The organism is Streptomyces hokutonensis (assembly GCF_042751305.1).
GTDB lineage: Bacteria > Actinomycetota > Actinomycetes > Streptomycetales > Streptomycetaceae > Streptomyces > Streptomyces hokutonensis_A.
Map to the genome: position 1 here is coordinate 252,885 of NZ_JBHYWD010000009.1, position 22,264 is coordinate 275,148.

At 69.6% G+C, this 22,264-nt stretch carries 21 protein-coding genes; 14 read left to right on the forward strand and 7 right to left on the reverse strand.

The features are described from left to right. Nucleotides 1-169 precede the first annotated feature (169 nt). The 5 genes from ACFXC1_RS24830 to ACFXC1_RS24850 are packed head-to-tail and all read left to right on the forward strand — an operon-like array spanning nt 170 to nt 4,694. Nucleotides 170-1,759 (forward strand): sensor histidine kinase, encoded by a 1,590-nt coding sequence (locus tag ACFXC1_RS24830; protein ID WP_381245903.1) that lies wholly within the window; start codon nt 170-172, stop codon nt 1,757-1,759. Continuing rightward, complete coding sequence (locus ACFXC1_RS24835; protein ID WP_019066134.1) at nt 1,756-2,163, forward strand: roadblock/LC7 domain-containing protein; 408 nt, start codon at nt 1,756-1,758, stop codon at nt 2,161-2,163. Before ACFXC1_RS24830 ends, ACFXC1_RS24835 begins: the two co-directional genes overlap by 4 nt. Next, entirely contained in the window at nt 2,160-2,558 is a 399-nt protein-coding gene (locus ACFXC1_RS24840; RefSeq protein ID WP_359608371.1) for a DUF742 domain-containing protein, read from the forward strand. Before ACFXC1_RS24835 ends, ACFXC1_RS24840 begins: the two co-directional genes overlap by 4 nt. Then, nucleotides 2,539-3,162, forward strand: a complete 624-nt coding sequence (locus ACFXC1_RS24845) for a GTP-binding protein (RefSeq protein WP_019066136.1) — start codon at nt 2,539-2,541, stop codon at nt 3,160-3,162. The genes ACFXC1_RS24840 and ACFXC1_RS24845 overlap by 20 nt, the downstream gene beginning before the upstream one ends. A 53-nt stretch (nt 3,163-3,215) precedes the next feature. Continuing rightward, nucleotides 3,216-4,694 carry a cytochrome P450 gene (locus ACFXC1_RS24850; protein ID WP_381245906.1) on the forward strand — a complete coding sequence of 493 codons (1,479 nt, stop codon included), beginning with the start codon at nt 3,216-3,218 and terminating at the stop codon, nt 4,692-4,694. 26 nt (nt 4,695-4,720) lie between these two features. Here ACFXC1_RS24850 and ACFXC1_RS24855 read toward each other — a convergent pair whose 3' ends face one another. From ACFXC1_RS24855 to ACFXC1_RS24865, 3 genes are all read right to left on the reverse strand, one after another. Beyond that, a complete protein-coding gene (locus ACFXC1_RS24855) occupies nt 4,721-5,653 on the reverse strand; it encodes an RluA family pseudouridine synthase (protein WP_381245908.1) in 933 nt (310 codons plus the stop codon). Nucleotides 5,654-5,729: 76 nt separating this feature from the next. Further along, nucleotides 5,730-6,845: a terpene synthase family protein gene (locus ACFXC1_RS24860; RefSeq protein WP_381245909.1), complete on the reverse strand. Its 1,116-nt coding sequence runs from the start codon at nt 6,843-6,845 to the stop codon at nt 5,730-5,732. 375 nt (nt 6,846-7,220) lie between these two features. Then, entirely contained in the window at nt 7,221-8,753 is a 1,533-nt protein-coding gene (locus ACFXC1_RS24865; protein WP_381245911.1) for an amino acid permease, read from the reverse strand. A 233-nt stretch (nt 8,754-8,986) separates the two neighbouring features. Between ACFXC1_RS24865 and ACFXC1_RS24870 the strand changes: the two genes are divergently transcribed. From ACFXC1_RS24870 to ACFXC1_RS24880, 3 genes are all read left to right on the forward strand, one after another. Next, nucleotides 8,987-9,607, forward strand: a complete 621-nt coding sequence (locus ACFXC1_RS24870) for a PadR family transcriptional regulator (protein WP_381245912.1) — start codon at nt 8,987-8,989, stop codon at nt 9,605-9,607. A 182-nt stretch (nt 9,608-9,789) separates the two neighbouring features. Next, complete coding sequence (locus tag ACFXC1_RS24875; RefSeq protein WP_381245914.1) at nt 9,790-10,812, forward strand: ATP-binding cassette domain-containing protein; 1,023 nt, start codon at nt 9,790-9,792, stop codon at nt 10,810-10,812. Continuing rightward, nucleotides 10,809-11,585 carry an ABC transporter permease gene (locus tag ACFXC1_RS24880; protein WP_381245916.1) on the forward strand — a complete coding sequence of 259 codons (777 nt, stop codon included), beginning with the start codon at nt 10,809-10,811 and terminating at the stop codon, nt 11,583-11,585. Before ACFXC1_RS24875 ends, ACFXC1_RS24880 begins: the two co-directional genes overlap by 4 nt. Nucleotides 11,586-11,651: 66 nt before the next feature. Here ACFXC1_RS24880 and ACFXC1_RS24885 read toward each other — a convergent pair whose 3' ends face one another. Both ACFXC1_RS24885 and ACFXC1_RS24890 read right to left on the reverse strand, forming a co-directional pair. Then, entirely contained in the window at nt 11,652-12,506 is an 855-nt protein-coding gene (locus tag ACFXC1_RS24885; RefSeq protein ID WP_381245918.1) for a siderophore-interacting protein, read from the reverse strand. Nucleotides 12,507-12,595: 89 nt separating this feature from the next. Then, complete coding sequence (locus ACFXC1_RS24890; protein ID WP_381246128.1) at nt 12,596-13,525, reverse strand: 5'-3' exonuclease; 930 nt, start codon at nt 13,523-13,525, stop codon at nt 12,596-12,598. A 190-nt stretch (nt 13,526-13,715) separates the two neighbouring features. Here ACFXC1_RS24890 and ACFXC1_RS24895 point away from each other — a divergent pair, with 190 nt between their 5' ends. From ACFXC1_RS24895 to ACFXC1_RS24910, 4 genes are all read left to right on the forward strand, one after another. After that, nucleotides 13,716-14,771, forward strand: a complete 1,056-nt coding sequence (locus ACFXC1_RS24895) for a quaternary amine ABC transporter ATP-binding protein (protein ID WP_381245920.1) — start codon at nt 13,716-13,718, stop codon at nt 14,769-14,771. Next, nucleotides 14,764-16,584 (forward strand): ABC transporter permease/substrate binding protein, encoded by a 1,821-nt coding sequence (locus ACFXC1_RS24900; RefSeq protein WP_381245921.1) that lies wholly within the window; start codon nt 14,764-14,766, stop codon nt 16,582-16,584. Before ACFXC1_RS24895 ends, ACFXC1_RS24900 begins: the two co-directional genes overlap by 8 nt. A gap of 492 nt (nt 16,585-17,076) precedes the next feature. After that, on the forward strand, nt 17,077-17,640 hold the full coding sequence (locus ACFXC1_RS24905; RefSeq protein ID WP_019066149.1) for a helix-turn-helix domain-containing protein: 564 nt from the start codon (nt 17,077-17,079) through the stop codon (nt 17,638-17,640). Further along, nucleotides 17,640-18,359 (forward strand): helical backbone metal receptor, encoded by a 720-nt coding sequence (locus ACFXC1_RS24910; protein WP_381245923.1) that lies wholly within the window; start codon nt 17,640-17,642, stop codon nt 18,357-18,359. The genes ACFXC1_RS24905 and ACFXC1_RS24910 overlap by 1 nt, the downstream gene beginning before the upstream one ends. On the opposite strand, the gene ACFXC1_RS24915 is transcribed toward ACFXC1_RS24910, so the two are convergent. Further along, on the reverse strand, nt 18,271-19,395 hold the full coding sequence (locus tag ACFXC1_RS24915; RefSeq protein ID WP_381245925.1) for a TDT family transporter: 1,125 nt from the start codon (nt 19,393-19,395) through the stop codon (nt 18,271-18,273). The two genes, ACFXC1_RS24910 and ACFXC1_RS24915, sit on opposite strands and share 89 nt — an antisense overlap. A 70-nt stretch (nt 19,396-19,465) precedes the next feature. Between ACFXC1_RS24915 and ACFXC1_RS24920 the strand changes: the two genes are divergently transcribed. After that, on the forward strand, nt 19,466-20,389 hold the full coding sequence (locus ACFXC1_RS24920; RefSeq protein ID WP_381245927.1) for a LysR family transcriptional regulator: 924 nt from the start codon (nt 19,466-19,468) through the stop codon (nt 20,387-20,389). Nucleotides 20,390-20,548: 159 nt separating this feature from the next. Then, nucleotides 20,549-21,517, forward strand: a complete 969-nt coding sequence (locus tag ACFXC1_RS24925; protein WP_381245929.1) for a phosphotransferase — start codon at nt 20,549-20,551, stop codon at nt 21,515-21,517. Here ACFXC1_RS24925 and ACFXC1_RS24930 read toward each other — a convergent pair. Further along, nucleotides 21,489-22,202 (reverse strand): gamma-glutamyl-gamma-aminobutyrate hydrolase family protein, encoded by a 714-nt coding sequence (locus tag ACFXC1_RS24930; protein WP_381245930.1) that lies wholly within the window; start codon nt 22,200-22,202, stop codon nt 21,489-21,491. The genes ACFXC1_RS24925 and ACFXC1_RS24930 overlap by 29 nt on opposite strands. Between the last annotated feature and the right edge of the window lie 62 nt (nt 22,203-22,264).

Genomic DNA, 22,264 nt, shown 5'->3' on the forward strand with positions numbered 1-22,264 from the left:
TCCTGTGTCCCTTTTCAGGGGCTTGCTGAATATGACACAGCGATGATCCGGTCGGACTAAGCTCGCCCGCAGCGCACCGAGTTGGGCTGTATTCGTGCGTTTGTTCCCAAACATCCAAAAGATATAGAAGCTCCCCCGACCCCCAGCCGACCCGTCTCAGAGGGCATACATGGTGAGTGTTCAATCGCCTCCCGGTGACCGTGAACTTCCCTACGCGCGCGTGCTGTTGCTGCCGGCCATAGTCATGGCCGCGGCGACCGGAGCCGCCGTCGCCTTGGTGGCGGGGCCGGCCCGGCTCGCCGTCGGCTGTTGCGGAGCCGTCGCCACGCTTCTCGTGATCGCCACGGCGGCCGAAGCGGTACGCCGTGGACGCAGCCTCCGGGACCAACGCGCCCGGCACGACCGTCACACTGCGTATCTGGAACGGCGGATCGCCGACCAGAAACAGGAGATGGTCCGCCTCGGCACGGAGATCCTGCCCGCCGCGCTGCACCGGCTCAGCAGCGGAGAATCCCCCGGAGAGGTGATTCGCCAAGTTGTCGACACCGATCCGGACTGGCGGCAACTTCCCGAGCCGCAGCGCGACTTGCTGAGGACCGTGCTCGGCATCGTGGAACGCGAGGAGAACATGCGCGACTCCGCGCAGCGCTCCTTCGTCAGCATTGCCCGGCGCGTCCAGGCCATCGTCCACCAACAGGCCAAGGAACTCCGGGAGATGGAGGAGGACCACGGCCGCAACCCCGAGGTCTTCGACGACCTTCTGCGCATCGACCACGGCACCGCGCTGATCGGCCGCCTCGCCGACTCCATCTCCGTGCTCGGAGGCGGCCGCCCCGGACGCCAGTGGCCCGAGCCCGTGCCGCTGTACAGCGTGCTGCGCGGCGCGATGTCCCGCATCCTGGAGTACCGGCGCATCGAGCTCCACTCCATCGCCAAGGTCAACATCCGCGGCATCTCCGTCGAACCGGTCATCCACGCGGCCGCCGAAATCCTGGACAACGCCACCCGCTACTCGCCCCCGCAGACCAAGGTGCACGTCACTGCCGTAGAAGTGCAGACCGGTGTCGCCATCGAGATCGAGGACGGCGGTATCAGCCTCAGCGAGGAGTCCCGGGCCCGTGCCGAAGGCATGCTGGAGCGGGCCAAGGCCGGCACCGATCTCCAGGACCTCGGTGAGAGCCCTCGCCTGGGCCTCGCCGTCGTCGGCCGTCTCTGCGCCACGTACAACATGCAGATCTCGCTGCGTGCCTCGGCCTACGGCGGGGTCCGCGCCGTACTCGTCGTGCCGAGCGAGATGCTCACCGCCGGTACGGCCCCCGGACTCGCCCACGGCATCGGCGCCACCGCCCTGCCCAAGGTGGAGCTCGGAGCCGTGGAGGGCCCCAAGCGCACGATCAAGCGGCGTCGGCCCACGAACCCGCGCGTCGCGGGCTCGGTGTCCATGGAGGACGACGTCCCCGAGGTCACCGAGTGGACGACGGGTGGCCTGCCGCAGCGCCGCAGCCGGGTGAAGATCCCGCTCGCGCAGCGCTATGCCGAGGCCGCCGCTGCCGAGCGCGCCGAGGCCGCCGCACGGGAGGCCGGCTCCGGCTGGGGGGCGCCCCGGCCGGCGCCCGGGCCGGAAGAGAAAGAGCCCGAACCGGGCCTGTGGGTCGAGGCGTTCATGGAAGGCCTCAAGGGAGACCCGGACCCCGACGCATTCACCCAGAAGACCGAGCCGGCCCGTGCCGAGGCCGACGACGAGGGGGATCTCAAGTGATCCAGCAGCGAGCCAACTTCGACTGGATGCTCAAGGACCTCGCCGACGGCGTGCCTGGCATCCAGCAGATCGTGGTGCTCTCCGCCGACGGCCTGCGCATCGCCCGCTACGGCGGTGACCCCGACGCCGCCGACCGTGTCGCCGCGGCCTGCGCCGGACTGCAGAGCCTGGCGGGTGCCGTCGCCTCCGAGATCCCGGGCAGCGACGGACGCATGAAGATGGTCATCATCGAGATCAACGGCGGCTACTTCTACCTGATGGCCGCCGGTGCCAACGCCTACCTGGCGGTCCTCTCCGACGTCGTCGCCGAGCCCGGCCTGATGAGCAACCGAATGCGCGACCTCGTCGTCAGAATCGGCGCCCACCTCACCAGCCCGCCGAGGCGCAACGGGCAGACCGTATGACTCCTCCGCAACGCCGACGGCGACATCCGACGGAATTACCTCAGCCCGCCGGGAAACAGGCCGAAGGAAAGATCCCGGAACGGCTGTACGTGCTCACCGGCGCCGCCGAGGACGGCGACCGCGCCGAACTCGACCTGGTCACGCTGATCGTGGCTCGCACCGACGCGCCGCTGTCCGCCACTCCGGAGCAGGCAGCGCTGCTCCGGCTCTGTATCGCCCCCCTGTCCGTGGCCGAACTGTCGGCCTATCTCAACCTGCCGTACAGCGTGGTGACCGTCCTGCTCACCGAGCTGCTGGCGGCCGAACTGGTGCAGGCGCGCGCCCCGATCGTCCGCCAGGCGCTCCCCGACCGTTCCCTCCTCGAAGCGGTGATGCATGGACTTCAAAAGCTCTGACACCATCACGGGTCCCCGAACGGAGGACCATCTCCCGTCCACGGCCCAGGCCGCGGCGAAGATCGTGATCGTCGGCGGCTTCGGGGTCGGCAAGACGACCATGGTCGGCTCGGTCAGCGAGATCAGGCCGCTGACCACGGAGGAGACCATGACGCAGGCCGGCGTCGGAGTCGACGACAACTACGGCTCGGACACCAAGACGGCCACCACCGTTGCCATGGACTTCGGCCGCATCAGCATCACCGAGCAACTCGTGCTGTACCTCTTCGGCACCCCCGGCCAGGAACGCTTCTGGTTCCTGTGGAACGGCCTTTTCGAAGGGGCGCTCGGCGCGGTGGTGCTGATCGACACCCGGCGCCTGGAGGTGAGCTTCGACGTCATAGGACGGCTCGAGGAGCGCGGTGTGCCCTTCGTCATCGCCGTCAACTCCTTTCCGGACGCGCCCCGTTACCCGATCGAGGACCTGCGCTCGGCACTCGACCTGGCGCCGGAGATTCCCATCGTGGAGTGCGACGCCCGCCGCCGGGCCTCCAGCCGCGACACGCTCATGGCGCTGATGCGCTTCCTGTACTCCCTGGAGATGACGAAGACCTCGCCTGTGTGACGGTCCGTCAACTCTGCTGGCACCGAATCCACTTCACTTTCGGAGCGATCACCGTGACGCCTGAATCCCACTTTCCGACCGGTACGGACGACCCCATGCTCGGGCCGCCCCCCGGTTGCCCCGCACACGGCACGGGCCCCGGCGGGCTGCGTCGGCTCTACGGCCCCGAGGCCGAGGACCTGGGAGCCGTGTACGAGCAACTCCGCGCCGAACACGGGCCGGTGGCCCCGGCGCTGCTTCACGAAGACGTGCCGATCTGGATCGTTCTCGGTCACGGCGAGAACCTGCACATGGTGAGTACCCCCACGCAGTACTGCAAGGACAGCCGGTTGTGGACCCCCATGCTCGACGGGACGGTCAAGCCCGACCACCCGCTGATGCCCCACTTCGCCTGGCAGCCCATGTGCGCCCATGCCGAAGGCGACGAGCACCTGCGGCTGCGCGGCGCGGTCACCGGAGCCATGTCGACCATCGACCACCGGGGCATCCGCCGCCACATCAACCGTGCGACCCAGCACCTCGTCAACCAGTTCATTACGAAGGGCAGGGCCGATCTGGTGGCCCAGTTCTCCGAACATCTGCCGATGGCGGTGATGTGCGAGATCCTCGGCATGCCCGAGGAGTACGGCGACCGGTTGGTGCAGGCAGCCCGCGACATGCTCAAGGGCACCGAGACCGCGATCATCAGCAACCAGTACGTCATGGATGCCCTGATGCGGCTCACCGTCCGACGCCGGGCCGAACCCAGGGACGACTTCACCAGCCACCTCATCAACCACCCGGCGGGCCTCACCGACGAGGAGATCGGCCAGCACCTGCGACTCATTCTGATCGTCGCGTACGAGAGCACCGCCAACCTCCTCGCCAACGTGCTGCGTGTGGTGCTCACCGACCCGGGCTTCCGCGCCCAGCTGAACGGTGGCCAGATGACCGTGCCCGAGGCGGTCGAGCAGTCCCTGTGGGACGAGCCGCCGTTCAGCACGGTTTTTGCCTACATTGCCAAACAGGACACCGAATTGGGCGGTCAGCGCATCCGCAAGGGCGACGGACTCCTTCTCGGCATGGCACCAGGCAACGTCGACCCACGGGTTCGACCCGACCTCAAGGCCAATATGCAGGGCAACCGCTCCCATCTCGCGTTCAGCGGCGGACCCCACGGGTGTCCGGGCCAGGACATCGGCCGTGCCATCGCCGATGTCGGCGTCGACGCACTGCTGGCCCGCGTTCCGGACATCCAACTCGCCTGCGAGGAGCACGAGTTGCGCTGGCGGTCGTCCGTCGCGAACCGGCATCTGGTGGAACTGCCGGTGAAGTTCGAGCCGAAGCGCCCACAGGAGGTCATGGAGGGGCCCGTCGCCAGGACGGTGCCGTCGCCGCGACCGAAGAACTGGCCGGTGGGCGAGGAGCAGCCACAGCCCAAGAGTCAGAAAACCGCCGTCCCGGCCGTCGAGCCGCCGCGCCCGTCGGCGCCCAAATCGCCCCGCCGACCAGGCGTGTTCCAGCGTTTCCTGCTCTGGTGGCGCGGTGAGTGAGTCGACCGGGCACGGAACTACCCTGCCTACTCCTCATAGGAATGCCAGGACCGCAGTGTCCGCCGGCTGACGAAGCGGTGCTCGTGCCCCGTGACCGGATCGGTGAACTCCAGGACTCGCGCCAGCAGTTGGAGCGGGCGTGAGAAGTCACCGGTCGGCACGGGGCCGGTCGTCACCGGATAGAGGGGATCGCCGAGGATCGGCACTCCCAACGCGCTCATGTGCACCCTCAGTTGATGCGTCTGCCCGGTATGCGGCACCAGCCGGTACCGTGCGCGTCCGTCGCGGTGCTCCAGCAACTCGACCCGGCTGACGGCGTTGGGCTCGCCCTCGACCTCGAAGGCCGCGAGGATTCCGCGCTCCTTGACGATCCGGCTGCGCACGGTGCGGGGCAGGGCCAGCGCGGGGTCGTACGGTGCCACGGCCTCGTACTCCTTTGCCACCCGCCGGTCCCGGAACAGTGACTGGTACGCGCCGCGCTCCTCGGGGCGGACAGTGAACAGCACCAGTCCGGCCGTCAGCCGGTCCAGCCGGTGGGCGGCGCCCAGGGCCGGAATACCCAGCCGCAGCCGCAGCCGCGCCAGGGCTGTCTCGGTGACATGGCTGCCGCGTGGAGTGGTGGCCAGGAAGTGCGGTTTGTCGGCCACAACCAAGTGCTCGTCCTGGTAAAGGACTTCGATCTCGAACGGCACTTGTTCCTCGTCGGGCGGTTCCCGGTGGAACCACACGTACATTCCCGGCACGTACGCCATGTCCCGCGGCACCGGACGCCCCGTGACATCCACGATCCGGCCTTCGTCGAGCATGGTGTCGATCACCCCGGCGCCGGCCGAGAGCCGCGCCACGAGATGATCCCGAACGGTCGTCCACGTGTCCCCGGCCGGCAACCGGACCCGCACTGGATCCACCCCCTGGCGCTGTGGCAGGGGAGATGGCGGGGGCGTGGTGCGGCGTCTCATTACGATCAAGCATATGTGGGGCGCGGCGTGCCGATCTCGCTCATCCTCGCTCTTCTGCGGCTTCTTCCGAGTTGGTCTAAGCGGCCGCTGTAGCCGTGGTGTGGAGGTCTCCGCAGTGTGGGCAGACACCGACGGCGGCCAAGTCGTGAAGATCGGCTTCGATTCGGTCATGGACGGGACCGTGGGGCCCTGTCTTCGGGGTAGGGCGTCCCGCGCGATGGTTGTGCCGCCCGGTGAGAGTGTGCCATTCGAGATTTCCCCGCATCCAGTGCCGTAGTCCGGCGAGATAGCGGGCGAGTTCGGGCGAGGCACGGCGGGCGATCTCCGGTTCCAGGCGCAGATACGCGCGCATGAGGCGATCGTGGATTTCGCCTGTCGCGCGCATGCTCCGTTCAAGGGTCCAGCCGTGGCGTGCGGAGAGCACGGTGGGCAGGCTGTGGCTGCCGATGTCGGCGCTTTCCTTGGCGACTGAATACAGGTCGTTCACCAGCATGATCATCAATGAGGCGGCGAGCGACAGGGACCGAACACCAGGCTCTTCCCAGTCACGGACGGGCAGTTCATAGCCGCCGACCACATCGATCAGTACCAGGCAGGCCATGGCCCCGTTGTACTTGCGATGGGCCAGATACTCCGCTGGATCGGGAACGTGTCCGGCGATGCGCCAGGCGTTTTCCGCCGCCATCGCCAAGAACGTGGCAATCGTCTCGTGGCGCAGACGGCCCACATGGGCCGCCGTGCCCAAGCGTGTGATGTGCACTGCGGTCTCACGGAGCGCGCGCGCCACTGGGTCACTGCCGACAAAGCCCTCGATCGAGGGGCAGTCGGGCAGCCGGGAGCCGTTCTCCAGTGCGGTCAGCGACGCAGCGAGCCGTGAGGCGCTCATGGCGAGACGGACGCCTTCGACTCCCTCGTCGCAATAGTGATCGTCCGCGGCGAACAGGGCGGTTATGTTGCGGGCCGCGAGCATCAGGTGGTCATGATCGACCGCGTCGGGGTGCGTCAACGCCGCGAACGTGCCGAACCGGTATCCGTTCAGCTCACTCCGTTGCCCCGGGAAGAGATCAAGGCTCAGTGCCCAAGCGGTAATTTCCGCGTCCGCCTTGCTGGCCGCCCTCTCGTCGTAAGTGACCGGAAAAGGGCACAACACACTTGGAACTGACAACTCCCGTGTGAACGTGTCGCTATTCATGTAATTTATGATGCGATATGTTGGACTCTTTGTGGAACGGCTACTTCTGGCCACAAAACATCGGTTCCCGCGACTATCTCCTCGCGGCAGCACCAACTGTCCCTGCCGCATCGGATTTTGTGCTTGATTCGGGCAGTGGGCAGACCATGGACGAGGTCGCGATTTGGACGGTGCGGCGGGCCAGGTGGCGGTCTGTCGGCAAGATCATCTCGTTGGACAGGTCATCGTCCGCCACGGGGGAGACGCAGTAGGGATTGCATGGCTGAAACTGGACGGATGGATCCGGTCGGGGGGACCGATCAGCACCACGCCGGCCGGGCCGGCTCGGTGCTGATCGTCCACGATGTCTTCCCGCCTCGTGCCTGACTCGGCGGATCAAGTCCTTTCGACGGGGCGCACCCGTTGTGCGCCCGTCAACCGGTACAGGACCCCAACCCCCACCGTAACCACCAAGAACAACACCGTGAACCACTGGAAGTACCAGTGCCCACCCGCCGGGTCATACACCGCAGCCCGCGGCCACGCCAGGTTGACGGTCATGACCAGGCCGTAGAGAAGCGCCAGGGCGTTGACCGGCGCACCCCACCGGCCCAGGGAGAACAGGCGGGCGCCCGTCTCGTCCGTGCCGTCCGTCGTGAACTCGCCGCGCAGGCGGCGGATCAGGAGCGGGCCCGTCACCATCGCGTAGGCCAGGTACAGCATCACGATGCAGGTGGTGCCGATGGCGAGGAAGGCGTCGGGGGAGGCGAAGTTGAGGAGGAGCAGGGCTGCGGACAGGACGCCTACGACGATGGCCGGGGCGCTGGGCATGCCCGTGCGCGGGTTGACCTTGGACAGGCGGGCGGAGAAGGGGAGTTGGCCGTCGCGGGCCATGGAGAAGAGCATGCGGCAGGCCGCGGTCTGGATGGCGAGGGTCGCGACCGCGATTGCGACCACCACGTCGGCCAGCAGGGCCTTGCCGACGCCGTCGCCGAGGCGGCTCGTCAGGACGTAGCTGAGGCCGTCGACGCCGAGGTGGCCGTCGGTCAGGCTGGGCGCGGCGAGCAGGCCGCCGAGGATGATCAGGCCGCCGAGCAGGCCCGCGGCGGTGAGCGCGGTGAGGATCGTGCGGGGCGCGGTGCGGCGGGGGTTGTGGGTCTCCTCGCTCATCTCGCCCGCGCTGTCGAAGCCGATCATCACGTACGCCGCCGTGAACGAGCCGACCAGCAGCGCGCCGAGCAGACCGCCCTCCAGGCTGCCGGTCGTGTGGAAGGTGATGGTCGGGGTGCGCTTCGAGTGGGTCAGCAGCAGCACGACGATCAGGATCGCGCCGATGATCTCCGCCGTCACTCCGACCCGGTTGATCACCGACATCACGCGGTTGTCGAGGATGTTCACGACCGTCGTCAGGACCAGCAGGATCACGCCCAGGACCGCCGCGTTGGCCGCGCCGTCCGCTGAGGTGGGCGTGGGGTCGGTGCCCACCAGCTGGAAGCCTGACCAGATCGCCGGCAGCACCATCTGGAGCGCGAGCGCCGCCGCCGCTACGACGACGATCTGGCCGATCACCATGATCCAGCCGGCGAACCAGCCGAAGGTCGCGTTGGAGACGCGGGACGACCACTGGTAGATCGCGCCCGAGATCGGGTAGCGCCCGGCCAGTTCCGCGAAGCAGGCGGCGACCAGGAGTTGGCCGGCCAGCACGATCGGCCAGGCCCAGAAGAAGACCGGGCCGCCGAACGCGTACCCGAAGGCGAAGAACTGGAAGACCGTCGTCAGGACGGAGATGAAGGAGAACCCGGCCGCGAACGAGGCGTACCGGCCGAGGCTGCGATGCAGCTCCTGGCGGTAGCCGAACTCGGCGAGGGAGCCGTCGTCGGGGGAGTGGGGCGGATCGGGGCGTACGTCGGAGGGGGCGGTTGTGGCCACGGCGGCACCTGCCTTCGGCGCGAATTCCTGTCGGGTGACAGAAATTAGGGACGGCCTGTTTCGGACGCGTCACGCGACGGTGTCGAGGGCGGGCCCAAGTCCTCACGCTCTTGCCCTCGGCGCAAAATCGCGATACATCGTGTATTGACGTTGTGCGGCGACTCGCGATATGTTCGATCACGAATATTCGGATGCGAGGTGGGTTCGAGAGAGGGATGGGAGGTGGTGGCCCCGTGGCCGCGAAGCGTCGCAAGCTCAGCAACCCGCTGGCACTCGCCGTGCTGGTGACCCTCTGTCAGGGCCCCATGCATCCGTACGAGATCGCCCAGACCCTGCGCCGCCAGGGCAAGGACACCAGCACGAAGATCAACTACGGCTCGCTCTACACGGTCGTGCAGAACCTGGAGAAGCACGGCTTCGTCGAGGTCGCCGACATAGAGCGCAAGGGCAACCGCCCCGAGCGCACGGTCTACGGCCTGACCGGCGCCGGGCGCGATGAGATGACCGAGTGGCTGTCGGAGCTGCTGGCCCGCCCGGTCAAGGAGTTCCCCATCTTCGAGACGGCCCTCTCGCTGCTGGGCGCCCTGCACCCCGACGAGGCCGTGACGCTGCTGGAGGAGCGGGTGAAGAACCTGGAGGTGCAGGCGGCCGGCGAGCGCGGAGCGCTGGAGAAGCTCTACGAGTCGGTGCCCCGCCTCTTCCTCGTCGAGGTCGAGTACCAGCTGCACATGACCGAGGCGCAGACCGAGTGGGTCCGCGGCCTGCTGAAGGAGCTCAGAGAGGGCTCGATGCTCGGCGTCGAAGGCTGGCGCCACTTCCACGAAACGGGGGAACAGCCACCGGAGTTCACCTAGCGAAGACTGACCCCGACCGGGCTGTTGCAGCAGCCCTGCCGGGGTCACGAACCCCGAGACCGACCCGCCGTGCGGCAAGCCAGGCAATCGAGGTGCGGCACACCCAGGATAGCCCGGCGCTCTGCACGCGGATCAGTCGTGACCTTTCACGTCTCACATCCGCTCATTCATGGAGAGCTGTCATGGGCAGTACCCGTGCGCCCGCAGTAGCGGCACACCAACTCATCAAGACCTATCCCGGCGACGTCACCGCCCTCAACGGCATGGACGTCACCGTCGAACCAGGCACCGTCTTCGGCCTCCTCGGGCCGAACGGCGCCGGCAAGTCCACCACCGTCAAGATCCTCACCACCCTGGCCCGCCCCGACTCCGGCACGGCGACCGTGGCCGGACACGACGTGCTGCGCCACCCGGACCGGGTGCGCTGCGCGATCGGCGTGGTCGCCCAGAACTCGGGCGCCGACCCGACGGCGACCGGCCGCGAGAACCTCCAACTCCAGGGCAGGCTCTACGGCTTGAAGGGCGCCGCCCTCACAAGGCGGGTGGACGAACTCCTCGACCGCTTCACCCTCACCGACGCCGCCAAGCGCCCGGTGAAGGGCTACTCCGGCGGAATGCGCCGCCGCCTGGACGTGGCGCTCGGCCTGGTGCACCGGCCCGAGGTGCTCTTCCTCGACGAGCCCACCACCGGCCTCGACCCGGAGGCCCGCACGGCGATGTGGGACGAGATCGGCCGGCTCGCGGGGGAGGAGGGGTTGACCATCCTGCTCACCACCCACTACCTCGAAGAGGCCGACCGGCTCGCCGAGCGCATCGCGATCGTCGACCGCGGCCGGGTCGTCGTCGAGGGCACCCCCGACTCCCTCAAGGGTGAACTCCGGGGCGACGCCGTCCACTTGGAGCTGCGCGAAGCGGTCGGCGACGCCGGTCGTACGCTGCTCAAGAGCGCCCTCGTCGGGCTGCCCGGCGTGCACGAGGTGCTGGTCGACGGACGCCGGGTCAGTGCCCGCGCCGACGACGGAGCGGCCGCGATGCCCGTCCTGCTGGCGGCGTTCGAGCGGGTCGGCGTCGGAGTCGCCGCCGCGACCGTCGCCCGCCCCTCACTGGACGACGTCTATCTCCGCTACGCCGGCCGCCGTTACTCCGAGGCCGACGCGGACAGTACCGAGCAGCCGGCTGTCGCCCTCGCCGGAGGTGCGCGATGAGCACCGCCGTCTCCCAGACCTGGTACATGACGCAGCGTCAACTCAGGGTGTTCGCACGGCAGCCCGCCTTCGCGGTCATCACCCTCATCCAGCCGGTGATCTGGCTGTTCCTCTTCGGCAACCTCTTCAAGAAGGTCGTCGAACTCGGTGGCTTCGGCACCACCTCGTATCTGGACTACCTGGTCCCCGGTGTGGTCGTGATGAGCGCCCTCAGCTCCAACATGTGGGCGGGCATGGGCACGTTGGAGGAGATCCAGCGCGGCACCCTCAACCGCTTCCTGACCACTCCGGTCAGCCGGGCCGCGCTGATGAACGGCAATGTCGTCAACAACGGCCTGGTGACCGCTTTCCAGTCGATGGTCATCGTGCTGCTCGGACTGCTCGGCGGCGCCGACTACCCCGGCGGCGTCGGCGGCGTCGCGATCCTGATCGTCGCCTCGGTGCTGCTCGGCACGATATTCGGGGCGCTGTCCAACGCGCTCGGCATGCTGGTGCAGGAGCGGGAGTCCATCATCGGCATCAACACCTTCCTGCTGCTGCCGCTGACCTTCCTGTCCAGCGCCTTCATGGCACCCTCGCAGATGCCTTCGTGGATGCGGCACACAGCCGACTTCAACCCGCTCAACTGGGCGATGGTGGCGGGCCGTTCGGCGATGTCCGAGCACCCGGACTGGGGTGACGTGCTCAGCCGGGGCGGCGCGCTGCTGGGACTGGCGGTGGTGGCGGTGTGGCTGTCGATACGTACGTTCAGGTCGTACCAACGGTCGGTGTGAGCGACCGGCGCATGACGAAGGGGCGGTGCCTCGAAGCACCGCCCCGTTCGGAACCGTACCTGGGCGCTACGCGGCGGCCGTGGCCCCGGTGACACCCTCCTGCTCCGCCTCGATCTTCGCGTTCCACTCCCGCTTGGAGGCCTGCCACCCGTCCTCGTTGTGGCCGAGCCGCCAATAGCCGGAGATCGACAGGTCCTCGCGCGGGATCGCCGACTCGACCCGCAGCAGGGCCCGCAGGTCCTTCACGAAGGCCGCCTCGCCGTGGACGAACGCGTGTACGCGGCCCTCGGGGAACTCCAGGGCCCGTACGGCCTCGACGAGCGCCTCGCCGACAGGACGGTCCCCGCGGTGCAGCCAGACGACCTCGATGTCCGAGTCGATCTTCTGCTCCTCCTCGGGCCCGGAGATCTCCACGAAGGCGTGGGCAGTGGCGCCCTCGGGCAGCGACTCCAGCGCCCGGGCGATCGCGGGCAGCGCGCTCTCGTCCCCGGCGAGCAGATGCCAGTCGGCGTCGGTGTCGGGGGCGTAGGCGCCACCGGGGCCCATGAAGTGGACGGTCTCGCCCGGCTGGACGCGGGTGGCCCACGGGCCGGCGAGGCCCTCGTCGCCGTGGATCACGAAGTCCAGGGTGAGTTCGCGGTGTTCGGGGTTCCAGGCACGCACGGTGTAGGTCCGGGTCACCGGCCACTGCTCGCGCGGGAACTCGGCGCGGATGCGCTCCATGTCGAAGGGCTCGGGGTAGGTGGCGCCCCCGGCCGGGAAGAGCAGCTTCACATAGTGGTCGGTGCAGGTGTCCGCCGAGAACTCGGCCAGACCCTCGCCACCGAGCACCACACGCTGCATGTGGGGGGTCAGCCGTTCGGTGCGGACAACCTGCGCGGAGTGGGGCTTACGCGGCTTCCGTGCCGGACGTTCTGCCATGACGGCCTCCCGAATTCCCATGCTTAGGCTTACCTAAGCTAGCACTACATCCTCTGTGAAAGGCAACAAAGACAGGGCAAGAACAATGCTTACGCGCCCAGCGTGGTCAGCAGTCGCTGCAATGATCCGCCCAGCCCCCAGCGCTCCGCCAGTGCGCCCACCAGCTCCGGATCACGCGGGGCGCGCGGCAGGGCGAGGTCGACATCGGGCAGCGGTACGTCGTCCGCGACCCGTACGACCTTGGGCGCGACCGCCACATAGGGCCGTGCCTCGTCGAGGCGCTTGCGCTGCGAAGGGGTCAGCTTGGACTTCGGGTCGTCGATCGCCGCCATGATCCCGGGCACGTCACCGAACTCGGCGAGGAGCTTGGCCGCCGTCTTCTCGCCGATCCCGGGCACGCCCGGCAGACCGTCGCTGGGGTCGCCGCGCAGCAGCGCCAGATCCACGTAGCCGCGCCCGTCGACACCGTACTTCTCGCGCAGGAACGCCTCGTCGGTGAGCTGGAGGGAACCGACACCCTTGATCGGATACAGGACCCGGATGCCGCGCGCGTCGTCGACGAGCTGGTAGAGGTCGCGGTCGCCGGTGACGATGTCGACCGGGCCCTTGGAGCGCGCGGTGAACGTGCCGATCACGTCGTCCGCCTCGTAGGGCTCGACGCCCACGCGGGCGATGCCGACCGCGTCGAGGACGGCCTCGATGATTGGCACCTGCGGGGAGAGCGTGTCCGGGACTTCTTCCTCGTCCGGGCCGCTCTCGCGCACCTCGGCGACGCGGTGCGCCTTGTAGGTGGGGATCAGGTCGACCCGCCACTGAGGCCGCCAGTCCGCGTCCATGCACGCGACCAGCTGGTCGGGACGGTGGTCCTTGACCAGCCGGTCGATGAATTCGAGCAGCCCGCGCACGGCGTTCACCGGCGTCCCGTCCGGCGCCTTCACGGACTCCGGGACGCCGAAGTAGGCGCGGAAGTAGAGCGAGGCGGTGTCGAGGAGCATCAGTCGTCCGGTCACGTCACGCATCATGCCGCACGACGGCGCGAGGACCACCTCCCCGTCTCACCCGGAGGGACGAACACCGCTGGTGGGTGAGCTGGGCCACTCCTGTGTTTGCGCGCGGAAAGCGAGGGCAGGCGCGGCCTCGGAGCGGGCTCGGTTGCACATTCAACTGTCGGCGGCCCCGCCACGTCCTGACCCCGAACGAGAGGTACGCGTGTCAGCCAGGCTAGAAGCCGAGCATCTGTACAAGGTGTTCGGCAGACGACCCGACCAGGCAGTCGAACGGCTCCAGGCAGGAGCCGACCGGGAGGAACTGCGCGCCGACGGCACCACTCCAGCCGTGATCGACGCCTCCTTCTCCGTCGCACCGGGCCAGATCTTCGTCGTCATGGGCCTGTCCGGCTCCGGCAAGTCCACGCTCCTGCGCATGCTCAACGGACTCCTCGAGCCCAGCGCGGGCCGTGTCCTCTTCGACGGCCAGGACCTCACCGCGCTCACCGACCGCGAGCTGCGCGAGGTCCGCGCCCGCAAGATCAGCATGGTCTTCCAGCACTTCGCGCTCTTCCCGCACCGCAGCGTCCGCGAGAACGCCGCCTATGGACTGGCGGTGCAGGGCGTGCCCCGCGCCGAGCGCGAGGCCCGTGCCGGCGAGGCGCTCGCGCTGTGCGGCCTGGCCGGCTGGGAGGACTCCTGGCCCGACGAGCTGTCCGGCGGAATGCAGCAACGCGTGGGCCTGGCCCGGGCGTTGGCCACCGACGCCGACCTGCTCCTCATGGACGAGTCCTTCAGCGCGCTCGACCCGCTGATCCGCCGGGACATGCAGGATCAACTCCTGGAACTGCAGAAGTCGTTGAAGAAGACCATCGTCTTCATCACCCACGACCTCAACGAGGCCATGCGGCTCGGCGACCGCATCGCCGTCATGCGCGACGGCCGCATCGTCCAGACCGGCACCGCCGAGGACATCCTGCTGCGCCCCGCCAACGACTATGTCGCCTCCTTCATCCAGGACGTCGACCGTTCCCGGGTGCTGACCGCCTCGGCCGTCATGGACACCGTCGTCGACGGCCACGAGGCCGACTGCGACTGCGAGACCGCCACGCCGGACACCCCCTTCACCGACTTGTGCACCCTCAGCGCCCGCCTCACGCACCCGGTCGCGGTGCTCGACGCGGCCGACGCCGTCGTAGGAGTCGTACCGCAGGAACGCCTGGTCGCGTTCCTCGGTGGCGAGCCCACAGGGCGGGAGCAGGTGACCGCCTGTGCCTAGGCTTCCGCTCGGTGACTGGGTCGACTCGGGTGTCGACTGGCTGGTCGCCCACATGTCCTGGCTCTTCGACGCGATCAAGACGGTCGTCGAGGGGATGTACGACGGTGCCAACGCGGTGCTCACCGCGCCCGAACCCCTGCTTCTCGCGGGCATCCTGGCGGTGCTCGCCTGGTGGCTGCGCGGACTGGTCGCGGGTGTCCTGGCCTTCGCCGGGTTCCTGCTGATCGACTCGCTCGACCTGTGGGACCGGTCCATGTCGACGCTGGCGCTGGTTCTGGTGGCGACCGTCATCGCCCTGGTGATCTCGATCCCGCTGGGCATCTGGGCGGCCCGTTCCAAGACGGTCAGCGCGGTCGTACGGCCGGCCCTCGACCTGCTCCAGACGATGCCGTCGATGGTGCTGCTGATCCCGGCGATCCTCTTCTTCGGGCTCGGCACCTCCGCCGGCGTCATCGCCACCCTGATCTTCGCGCTCGCCCCCGGCGTCCGCATGACCGAGCTGGGCATACGGCAGGTCGACGCCGAACTCGTCGAGGCGGCCGAGGCGTTCGGCACCTCACCGCGCGACACCCTGCTGCGCGTCCAGCTGCCGCTCGCCCTCCCGACGATCATGGCGGGCGTCAACCAGGTCATCATGCTCGGCCTGTCGATGGTCGTCATCGCCGGCATGGTCGGCACCGGCGGCCTCGGCGGCGCGGTCAACGAGGCCATCGGCCAGCTCGACATCGGCTTCGGCTTCGAGGCGGGCGTCGGCATCGTCGTCCTCGCGATCTACCTGGACCGGATGACGGGCGCGCTCGGCACCCAGATCTCCCCGCTCGGCCGCAGGGCCGCCGCCAAGGCCCGTGCGGCGGAGAGCGCCAAGCCCTGGAACCACCGCCCGCGCCCGGCGTTCGCCGTGATCGGTGTGGTCGTCCTCGCCCTGGTGGCCGGCGGCCTGGGCGTTTTCGGCCCCTCCTCCGGCACGAAGGCGACCTCCGCCACCGACGTGGGCAAGGGCAGGAACATCACCATCGGCTACATCCCCTGGGACGAGGGAATCGCCTCCACCTTCCTCTGGAAGGAGCTCCTGGAGGAGCGCGGCTACAAGGTGACGACCACCCAGTACGCGGCCGGCCCCCTCTACACGGGCGTCGCCACCGGCCAGGTCGACTTCCAGACCGACGCCTGGCTGCCCACCACCCACGCCGAGTACTGGAAGAAGTACGGCAAGCAGCTCGACGACCTCGGCAGCTGGTACGGCTCCACATCGCTGGAGCTGACCGTCCCGTCGTATGTGAAGGACGTCAACACGCTCGCCGACCTCAAGACCCACGCCGCCGAGTTCGGCGGCAGGATCACCGGCATCGAACCGAGCGCCGGAATGATGGGCCTCCTCAAGACCAAGGTCCTCAAGGACTACGGCCTTCAGGGCTACGACGTCGTCGACGGCTCCACCCCGGCGATGCTGGCCGAGCTGAAGCGCGCGTACGCCAAGAAGCAGCCGATCGTCGTCACGCTCTGGTCGCCGCACTGGGCGTACAGCGAGTACGGGCTGAAGAAGCTCAGCGACCCGAAGGGCGCCTGGGGCAAGGGCGACGGCGTGCACACCGTGTCCCGCAAGGGCTTCGCCGCCGACAACCCCGACGTCGGGAAGTGGCTGAAGGACTTCCGTATGACCGAGGCGCAGCTCACCGGGCTTGAGGCGCAGATCCAGAAGTCCGGCAAGGGCCAGGAGCAGTCCGCCGTCCGCACCTGGCTGAAGCAGCACCCGGGCCTCGTCGACCGGTGGGCACCGGTGAAGCAGAACCAGAAGAGCCAGGCGGCCGGATGACCTGACAGTCCCGGCCGCCCCCCCCGGGGCGGGGGGGGGTGCGCGGCCCCGGCCCCCCCCGGGCCGCCGACCCCCCACCCCGGGGAGGAGGGGGCGCCCCGCCGCGGCGCCCCCCCCCCCCCGCCGGGGGGGGGGGGGCCGCGCCGGGCCCCCCGTGGGGGGCCGCCCCCCCCGCCTTTCGTGCTGTCCCGGTACGAAAAGGATCCGGCCAACCACACAGCGCTACGAAGCCGCTGGATCGGGCCCGGGAAGTGAGCGGGAACACAGGCGACAGCGCGCGCATTGAAGAGTAGAGAGGAACTCCCACGCTGATCGAGGGTCAGCGGGCCCTTGCGCACTGGCCAGAACCGTGAGGTCCGATCGCACGCTGTGTGACGTGGATGTGACAGGCGCATGAAACGGTTTGCCGAACATGCGTAGGGTGCAGAGAACTCATCAGAGGCAGTTTCAGAACCGGCTGCGGGCCGACGAGCGAAGGAGGGAGCCGGAGCCATGGGCGACCACAAAGAACAGCCCCTTCGGGTGGGTGCGGCCGTACGGCGGCGGCGCCGCGCGCTGGACCTGACGCTCGCCGTCGTGGCCGAGCGCAGCGGTCTGTCGGTGCCCTTCCTGAGCCAGGTCGAGAACGACCGGGCGCGCCCCAGCCGGAGTTCCCTGGAGAAGGTGGCCGACGCCCTGCGCACCACGGCCGTCGAACTCCTCGCCGCCGCCGACCCCGCGTGCAGCGTCGACGTCGTACGCGCCGAGGAACCCGAGTCGGCGGCGCCCCGGATGCGTTCGCTGGTACGGGGCCATCACCAGCTGCACGCCTCGGAGTTCACCGGCGACCATGACGCCGGACGCGAATTCCAGCACCGCAACGACGAGTTGATGTACGTCGCGGACGGCGCCGTCGAGATCGAGGCGGAGGGGCGCGCGTACCGCCTCGTGCGCGGCGACACGATGTACCTGACCGGCGGGGTGCGCCACCGCTGGCGCGCGACCGTGCCGGACACCCGGGTCGTGGTGGTCGCGGTGGCCGAGCACATCGAGGCGGTCCAGGACCGCCCGCGCTGATGCGCGTCGTCTCGCTCGTACCGTCCCTGACGGAGGCAATTGCCGTATCGCTGCCAGGAGTTCTGGTCGGCGCGACCGACTGGTGCAGCCATCCGTCCGGCCTGGACGTCACCCGCGTCGGCGGCACCAAGAACCCGAAGCTGGACCCCATCCTCGCCCTCGCGCCCGACCTGGTGGTAGCCAACGAGGAGGAGAACCGCGAGCCCGACCTGACGGCCTTGCGGGAGGCGGGTGTTGAGGTGCTGGTCACCGAAGTGCGTGACGTCCCGCAGGCGTTCCGCGAACTGGACCGGGTCCTCGACGCCTGCGGAGCGACCGAACGACCGCGCTGGCTGGACGAGGCCGAGCGGGCATGGGCCGAACTCCCGCCCCCAGAACGCCGGTTGACCGCCGTCGTCCCCGTCTGGCGGCGCCCCTGGATGGTGCTCGGCCGCGACACCTTCGCGGGCGATGTGCTGTCCCGCCTGGGCGTGGACCACGCGTACGCGACGCACGCCGAGCGCTACCCGCGCGCCACTCTGGATGAACTGCAGGCCGCAGAACCGGACTTGGTGGTCCTCCCCGACGAGCCGTACCGCTTCACGGCCGAGGACGGACCGGAGGCCTTCCCCGGCCTGCCCTGCGCGCTCGTCAGCGGCCGGCACCTGACGTGGTACGGGCCGTCACTGGCCGAGGCGCCACGGGTGCTGGGCGAGGCCCTGCGAGCAGCTCGCCGCTGACCAGCCCCCGGGCCGTGTGCGCGGCGGCGGTGACCCAGGCGGCCACGAGCACGCCGTAGAGGACGAACGCGAGTCCGTCGTAGACGGCGAGGCCGGTGTGCCGGGCCAGGGACTCGGCGCCGGTGACGCAGGTGCCGACCGGGAAGGTGAACGCCCACCAGGTCATCGCGAAGCCCATGCCCCGGCGCCGGGCGCGGACGACGTGCGCGGTGGCGAGGGCGAACCAGAGCAGCGCGAAGCCCATCACGGGGACGCCGTAGAGAACGGCGAGGAGACCGAAGGCCCGGGCGGAGGCGGCCGGTACGACACCGGGGGCGAAGTCCGCGAACTTGCCTACGGCGGTGGTGGATTGGCCCAGCGGGCCCAGCACCAGGAACAGCGTCGGGGTGAGTGCGAGGGCCAGCGGTCCGCCGGCGACGAGCCGTGCGAAGACCAGCGGGAGCATCAGGAGCGTGGCCAGCAGACTCAGCCCGAACATCGCGAAGCATGCGAGGAGGAGGGTCTCCCGGGGCTGCCCGGCCGGCAGATGCGGCACCAGGAGCGGTCCAAGGGCGGCGGACACCATGGGCGCGACGACGGGCAGCAGCCACACCGGGGTCGCCTCCGAGGGGTGCACGTGATGCCGTACGGCCATCAGATACGGGACGGCGACGGCGGCCACCAGCCCGACGACCGTACCGGCGCCGAACAGCACGGCGTCGAGGACGACCGCCGCCCGCAGTCCGATCCAGTCCTGTCCGACGACCAGGGCACCGCCGCCCACCGCCAGCAGGGCCATCGCGAGACAGCCGTAGAACGGAGCCGTCGCCGGGTCCTGGAGATCGGCGCGGGCCTGGTCGCGGTGGTGGGTCCAGTGCAGGGTGCGGGCGGCGAGCAGGGTCAGGAGCAGGGCGAGGGAGAGGGCCCAGACGGCGGCGCAGGCCGTGCGCAGTCCCGGGAGGTGGCCGGGGAGCCCGGCGCCGGCCGTGGCGACGATGGCGGTGCCCATGACGGACGCGTACCAGTTGGGTCCGAGGTGACGTACTGCGGTGACCATGTGTCCAGCGTCTCGCCCGCTGAGACGGGCGAGAAGGGAGTATGTGTCTATGGGGACATAAACTGGATTTATGAGCGGTGACGAGACGGACGGCGGGCGGGAAGGGTCGATAGCGCACCGGGTGCCGGATCTGGGCGCGCTGGAACTGCTGCTGGCGGTGGCCCGGCTCGGCAGCCTCGGAGGTGCGGCGCGGGAACTCGGCATCACCCAGCCGGCGGCGAGCAGCCGGATCCGCTCGATGGAACGGCAGCTCGGTGTCGCCCTGGTGGACCGCTCCCCGCGCGGCTCACGCCTGACCGACGCGGGGGCCCTGGTCACGGACTGGGCCCGGCGGGTCGTCGAGGCGGCCGCCGCGTTCGACGCGGGTGCCCAGGCGCTACGGCACCGGCGCGACTCCCGGCTCCGGGTCGCCGCGAGCATGACCATCGCGGAGTATCTGCTCCCCGGCTGGCTCCTGGCTCTGCACTCCCAACGCCCCGACACGGCGGTGTCGTTGCTGGCCGGCAACTCCACGACGGTCGCGGAACAGCTCCTGGCCGACGAGGCGGACCTGGGCTTCGTGGAGGGTCTGTCGGTCCCGCCCGGCCTGGACTCCACGGTGATAGCACACGACCACCTGATCGTCGTGACGGCCCCGACCCACCCCTGGGCCCGCCGCCGACGCCCCGTCCCCGCAACGGAGTTGGCGTCGACACCGCTGATCCTCCGGGAAAAGGGCTCGGGCACCCGCCAGGTCCTGGACGCGGCCCTGGGCGGCCTGGCCCGCCCTCTCATCGAGTTGTCCTCCACTACGGCGGTCAAGGCATCGGCCGTGAGCGGAGCGGGCCCGGCCGTCCTGAGCGAACTGGCGGTCGGCGAGGAACTGTCGACCCGACGCCTGGTCCGCATCCCGGTCGAGGGACTCACCCTGGCCCGAGACCTGAGAGCGGTCTGGCCAACGGGCCACCGACCGACGGGCCCGGCGCGGGAGCTGTTGTCCCTGACCCGGGGTTGATGTTTCTGCCTGGGGGGCTCCGCCCCCCAGACCCCCGACCTATGCCCACCCACCACCCGACTCGATGGGTCGAGAGGTGCACCGGCCCAATCCGTTGCAGGAGCCCCGAGAGCGAAAACCCTTGGCACGCGCCCGTACCCCTCCCTCACCATGACCGGCATGTCTCCTCATGCCGCTCCGCCCGCCGCAGGCGTCCGTACGCCCTGGGAAGACCTCCCCGCCCACGTCCACGACGCCGTCGCGCGGCTGCTCGGCTCGCCGGTGACGCAGGCCGTTACTCAGGTCGGCGGGTTCTCGCCGGGGACCGCCGCCCGGGTGCGGACCGCCGACGGTGCTCGGGCCTTCGTCAAGGCGGTCAGTGCCGAGGTCAACCCGCACAGCCCGGGGTTGCATCGTGCGGAGGCTCGTAACGCTGCGGCTCTGCCGGTCGCGGTTCCCGCTCCTCGTCTCCTCGGTATCCATGACGACGGCACCTGGGTCGTCCTGGTCTTCGAGGAAGTGGTGGGGCGGCAGCCCCATGTCCCTTGGCGGGCAGCCGAGTTGACGCGGGTCCTGGACGCCGTGGAGCGGCTCGGCCGTACCCTCACGCCGTCTCCCGTCGCCGCCCGGTCCGTCGCCGACAGTCTTGGCGACGACTTCGACGGGTGGCGGCGTCTGCTCGACGGGGAGGCGGGTGATGTCGGTGGACGGCTCGATCCCTGGACGGTCGGGCATCTTCCCGAACTTGCCCAACTCGCCGAGCCCTGGGCCGAGTCCGCGACCGGCGACACCCTCGCGCACGGCGATCTGCGGGCGGACAACATGCTGCTCACGGACGACGGCGGAGTCGTCTTCGTCGACTGGCCGCATGCCGTCCTTGCCGCCCCTTGGTTCGACCTGCTGGTCATGCTGCCGTGTGTGCGGGCCCAAGGCGGTCCGGATCCAGAGGAGTTGTTCAGTCGGCATCCCCTTGCCGAGGGCGCCGATCCGGCCGGTGTCACTGCCACCCTGGCGGGGCTCGCCGCGTTCTTTGTCGAGCACTCGCTGCTGCCTCCGCCGCCGGGCCTGCCCACCCTGCGCGCCTTCCAGCGGGCGCAGGGTGACGCGGCCCTCGGCTGGCTCAGGACGCGGTGGGGGTCGGTTCTGTAGCGACTGCGGCCGCTTTCACCAGCGCCCGCATCACCCGCAGGTCCGCGCCCATCTCCGGGTGCCACTGCACCCCCAACACCCAGTCGGCGGACGGGAGTTCGACGGCCTCCACCGTGCCGTCCTCGGCCCAGGCCGAGACCACGAGGCCCGCGCCCAGGCGGTCCACGGCCTGGTGGTGGAACGTCGGTACGGACGTCTCCTCCGGTACCGCCGCCGAGTAGAGCGTTCCCGGTACCGGCTTGACCGGGTGGCGGCCGAAGACTCCCGGGGTCTCCGCGTGGCCGTCGATGTGCTGGACGAGGGAGCCGCCCACGGCGACGTTCAGGAGCTGCATCCCCCGGCAGATGCCCAGCAGGGGCAGGCCGGCCGCCAACGCGGCCTCGATCAGGGCGAGTTCCCAGGCGTCCCGGGCGAGGGCGGGCGGGCCCGTGCGGGGGTCGCGCTCGGCGCCGTAGCGGACCGGCTCGACGTCGGGACCGCCCGCGATCACCAGGCCGTCGAGACGGGCCACGGTCGCCGCCGCGTGCTCGGGGGCGTCCGGCGGAAGCATCGCGGCGAGACCGCCCGCCTGTTGGACGAGGCGCGGGTAGCCGGCCGGCAGCAGCGCGGCCTCCAGCTCCCAGGCGCCCCAACGCGCCCCGGCCTCCAGATACGTACTGATGCCGATCAGCGGCCTGCCCGCCATGCTTTCCTCCGACCGCGAAGCGACGTGAATGGACTCGACGGGGACCATTAGACAACCCCATC

Excerpts from the sequence above, each read along its gene's own strand:
- ACFXC1_RS24880 (WP_381245916.1), top strand. The coding sequence starts at position 10,809 with ATGAGCACCGCCGTCTCCCAGACCTGGTACATGACGCAGCGTCAACTC.
- ACFXC1_RS24925 (WP_381245929.1), top strand. The coding sequence starts at position 20,549 with ATGTCTCCTCATGCCGCTCCGCCCGCCGCAGGCGTCCGTACGCCCTGG.
- ACFXC1_RS24885 (WP_381245918.1), bottom strand. The coding sequence starts at position 12,506 with ATGGCAGAACGTCCGGCACGGAAGCCGCGTAAGCCCCACTCCGCGCAG.
- ACFXC1_RS24920 (WP_381245927.1), top strand. The coding sequence starts at position 19,466 with ATGAGCGGTGACGAGACGGACGGCGGGCGGGAAGGGTCGATAGCGCAC.
- ACFXC1_RS24910 (WP_381245923.1), top strand. The coding sequence starts at position 17,640 with ATGCGCGTCGTCTCGCTCGTACCGTCCCTGACGGAGGCAATTGCCGTA.
- ACFXC1_RS24930 (WP_381245930.1), bottom strand. The coding sequence starts at position 22,202 with ATGGCGGGCAGGCCGCTGATCGGCATCAGTACGTATCTGGAGGCCGGG.
- ACFXC1_RS24860 (WP_381245909.1), bottom strand. The coding sequence starts at position 6,845 with ATGAATAGCGACACGTTCACACGGGAGTTGTCAGTTCCAAGTGTGTTG.
- ACFXC1_RS24845 (WP_019066136.1), top strand. The coding sequence starts at position 2,539 with ATGGACTTCAAAAGCTCTGACACCATCACGGGTCCCCGAACGGAGGAC.
- ACFXC1_RS24890 (WP_381246128.1), bottom strand. The coding sequence starts at position 13,525 with ATGCGTGACGTGACCGGACGACTGATGCTCCTCGACACCGCCTCGCTC.
- ACFXC1_RS24830 (WP_381245903.1), top strand. The coding sequence starts at position 170 with ATGGTGAGTGTTCAATCGCCTCCCGGTGACCGTGAACTTCCCTACGCG.
- ACFXC1_RS24875 (WP_381245914.1), top strand. The coding sequence starts at position 9,790 with ATGGGCAGTACCCGTGCGCCCGCAGTAGCGGCACACCAACTCATCAAG.
- ACFXC1_RS24855 (WP_381245908.1), bottom strand. The coding sequence starts at position 5,653 with ATGAGACGCCGCACCACGCCCCCGCCATCTCCCCTGCCACAGCGCCAG.
- ACFXC1_RS24905 (WP_019066149.1), top strand. The coding sequence starts at position 17,077 with ATGGGCGACCACAAAGAACAGCCCCTTCGGGTGGGTGCGGCCGTACGG.
- ACFXC1_RS24840 (WP_359608371.1), top strand. The coding sequence starts at position 2,160 with ATGACTCCTCCGCAACGCCGACGGCGACATCCGACGGAATTACCTCAG.
- ACFXC1_RS24915 (WP_381245925.1), bottom strand. The coding sequence starts at position 19,395 with ATGGTCACCGCAGTACGTCACCTCGGACCCAACTGGTACGCGTCCGTC.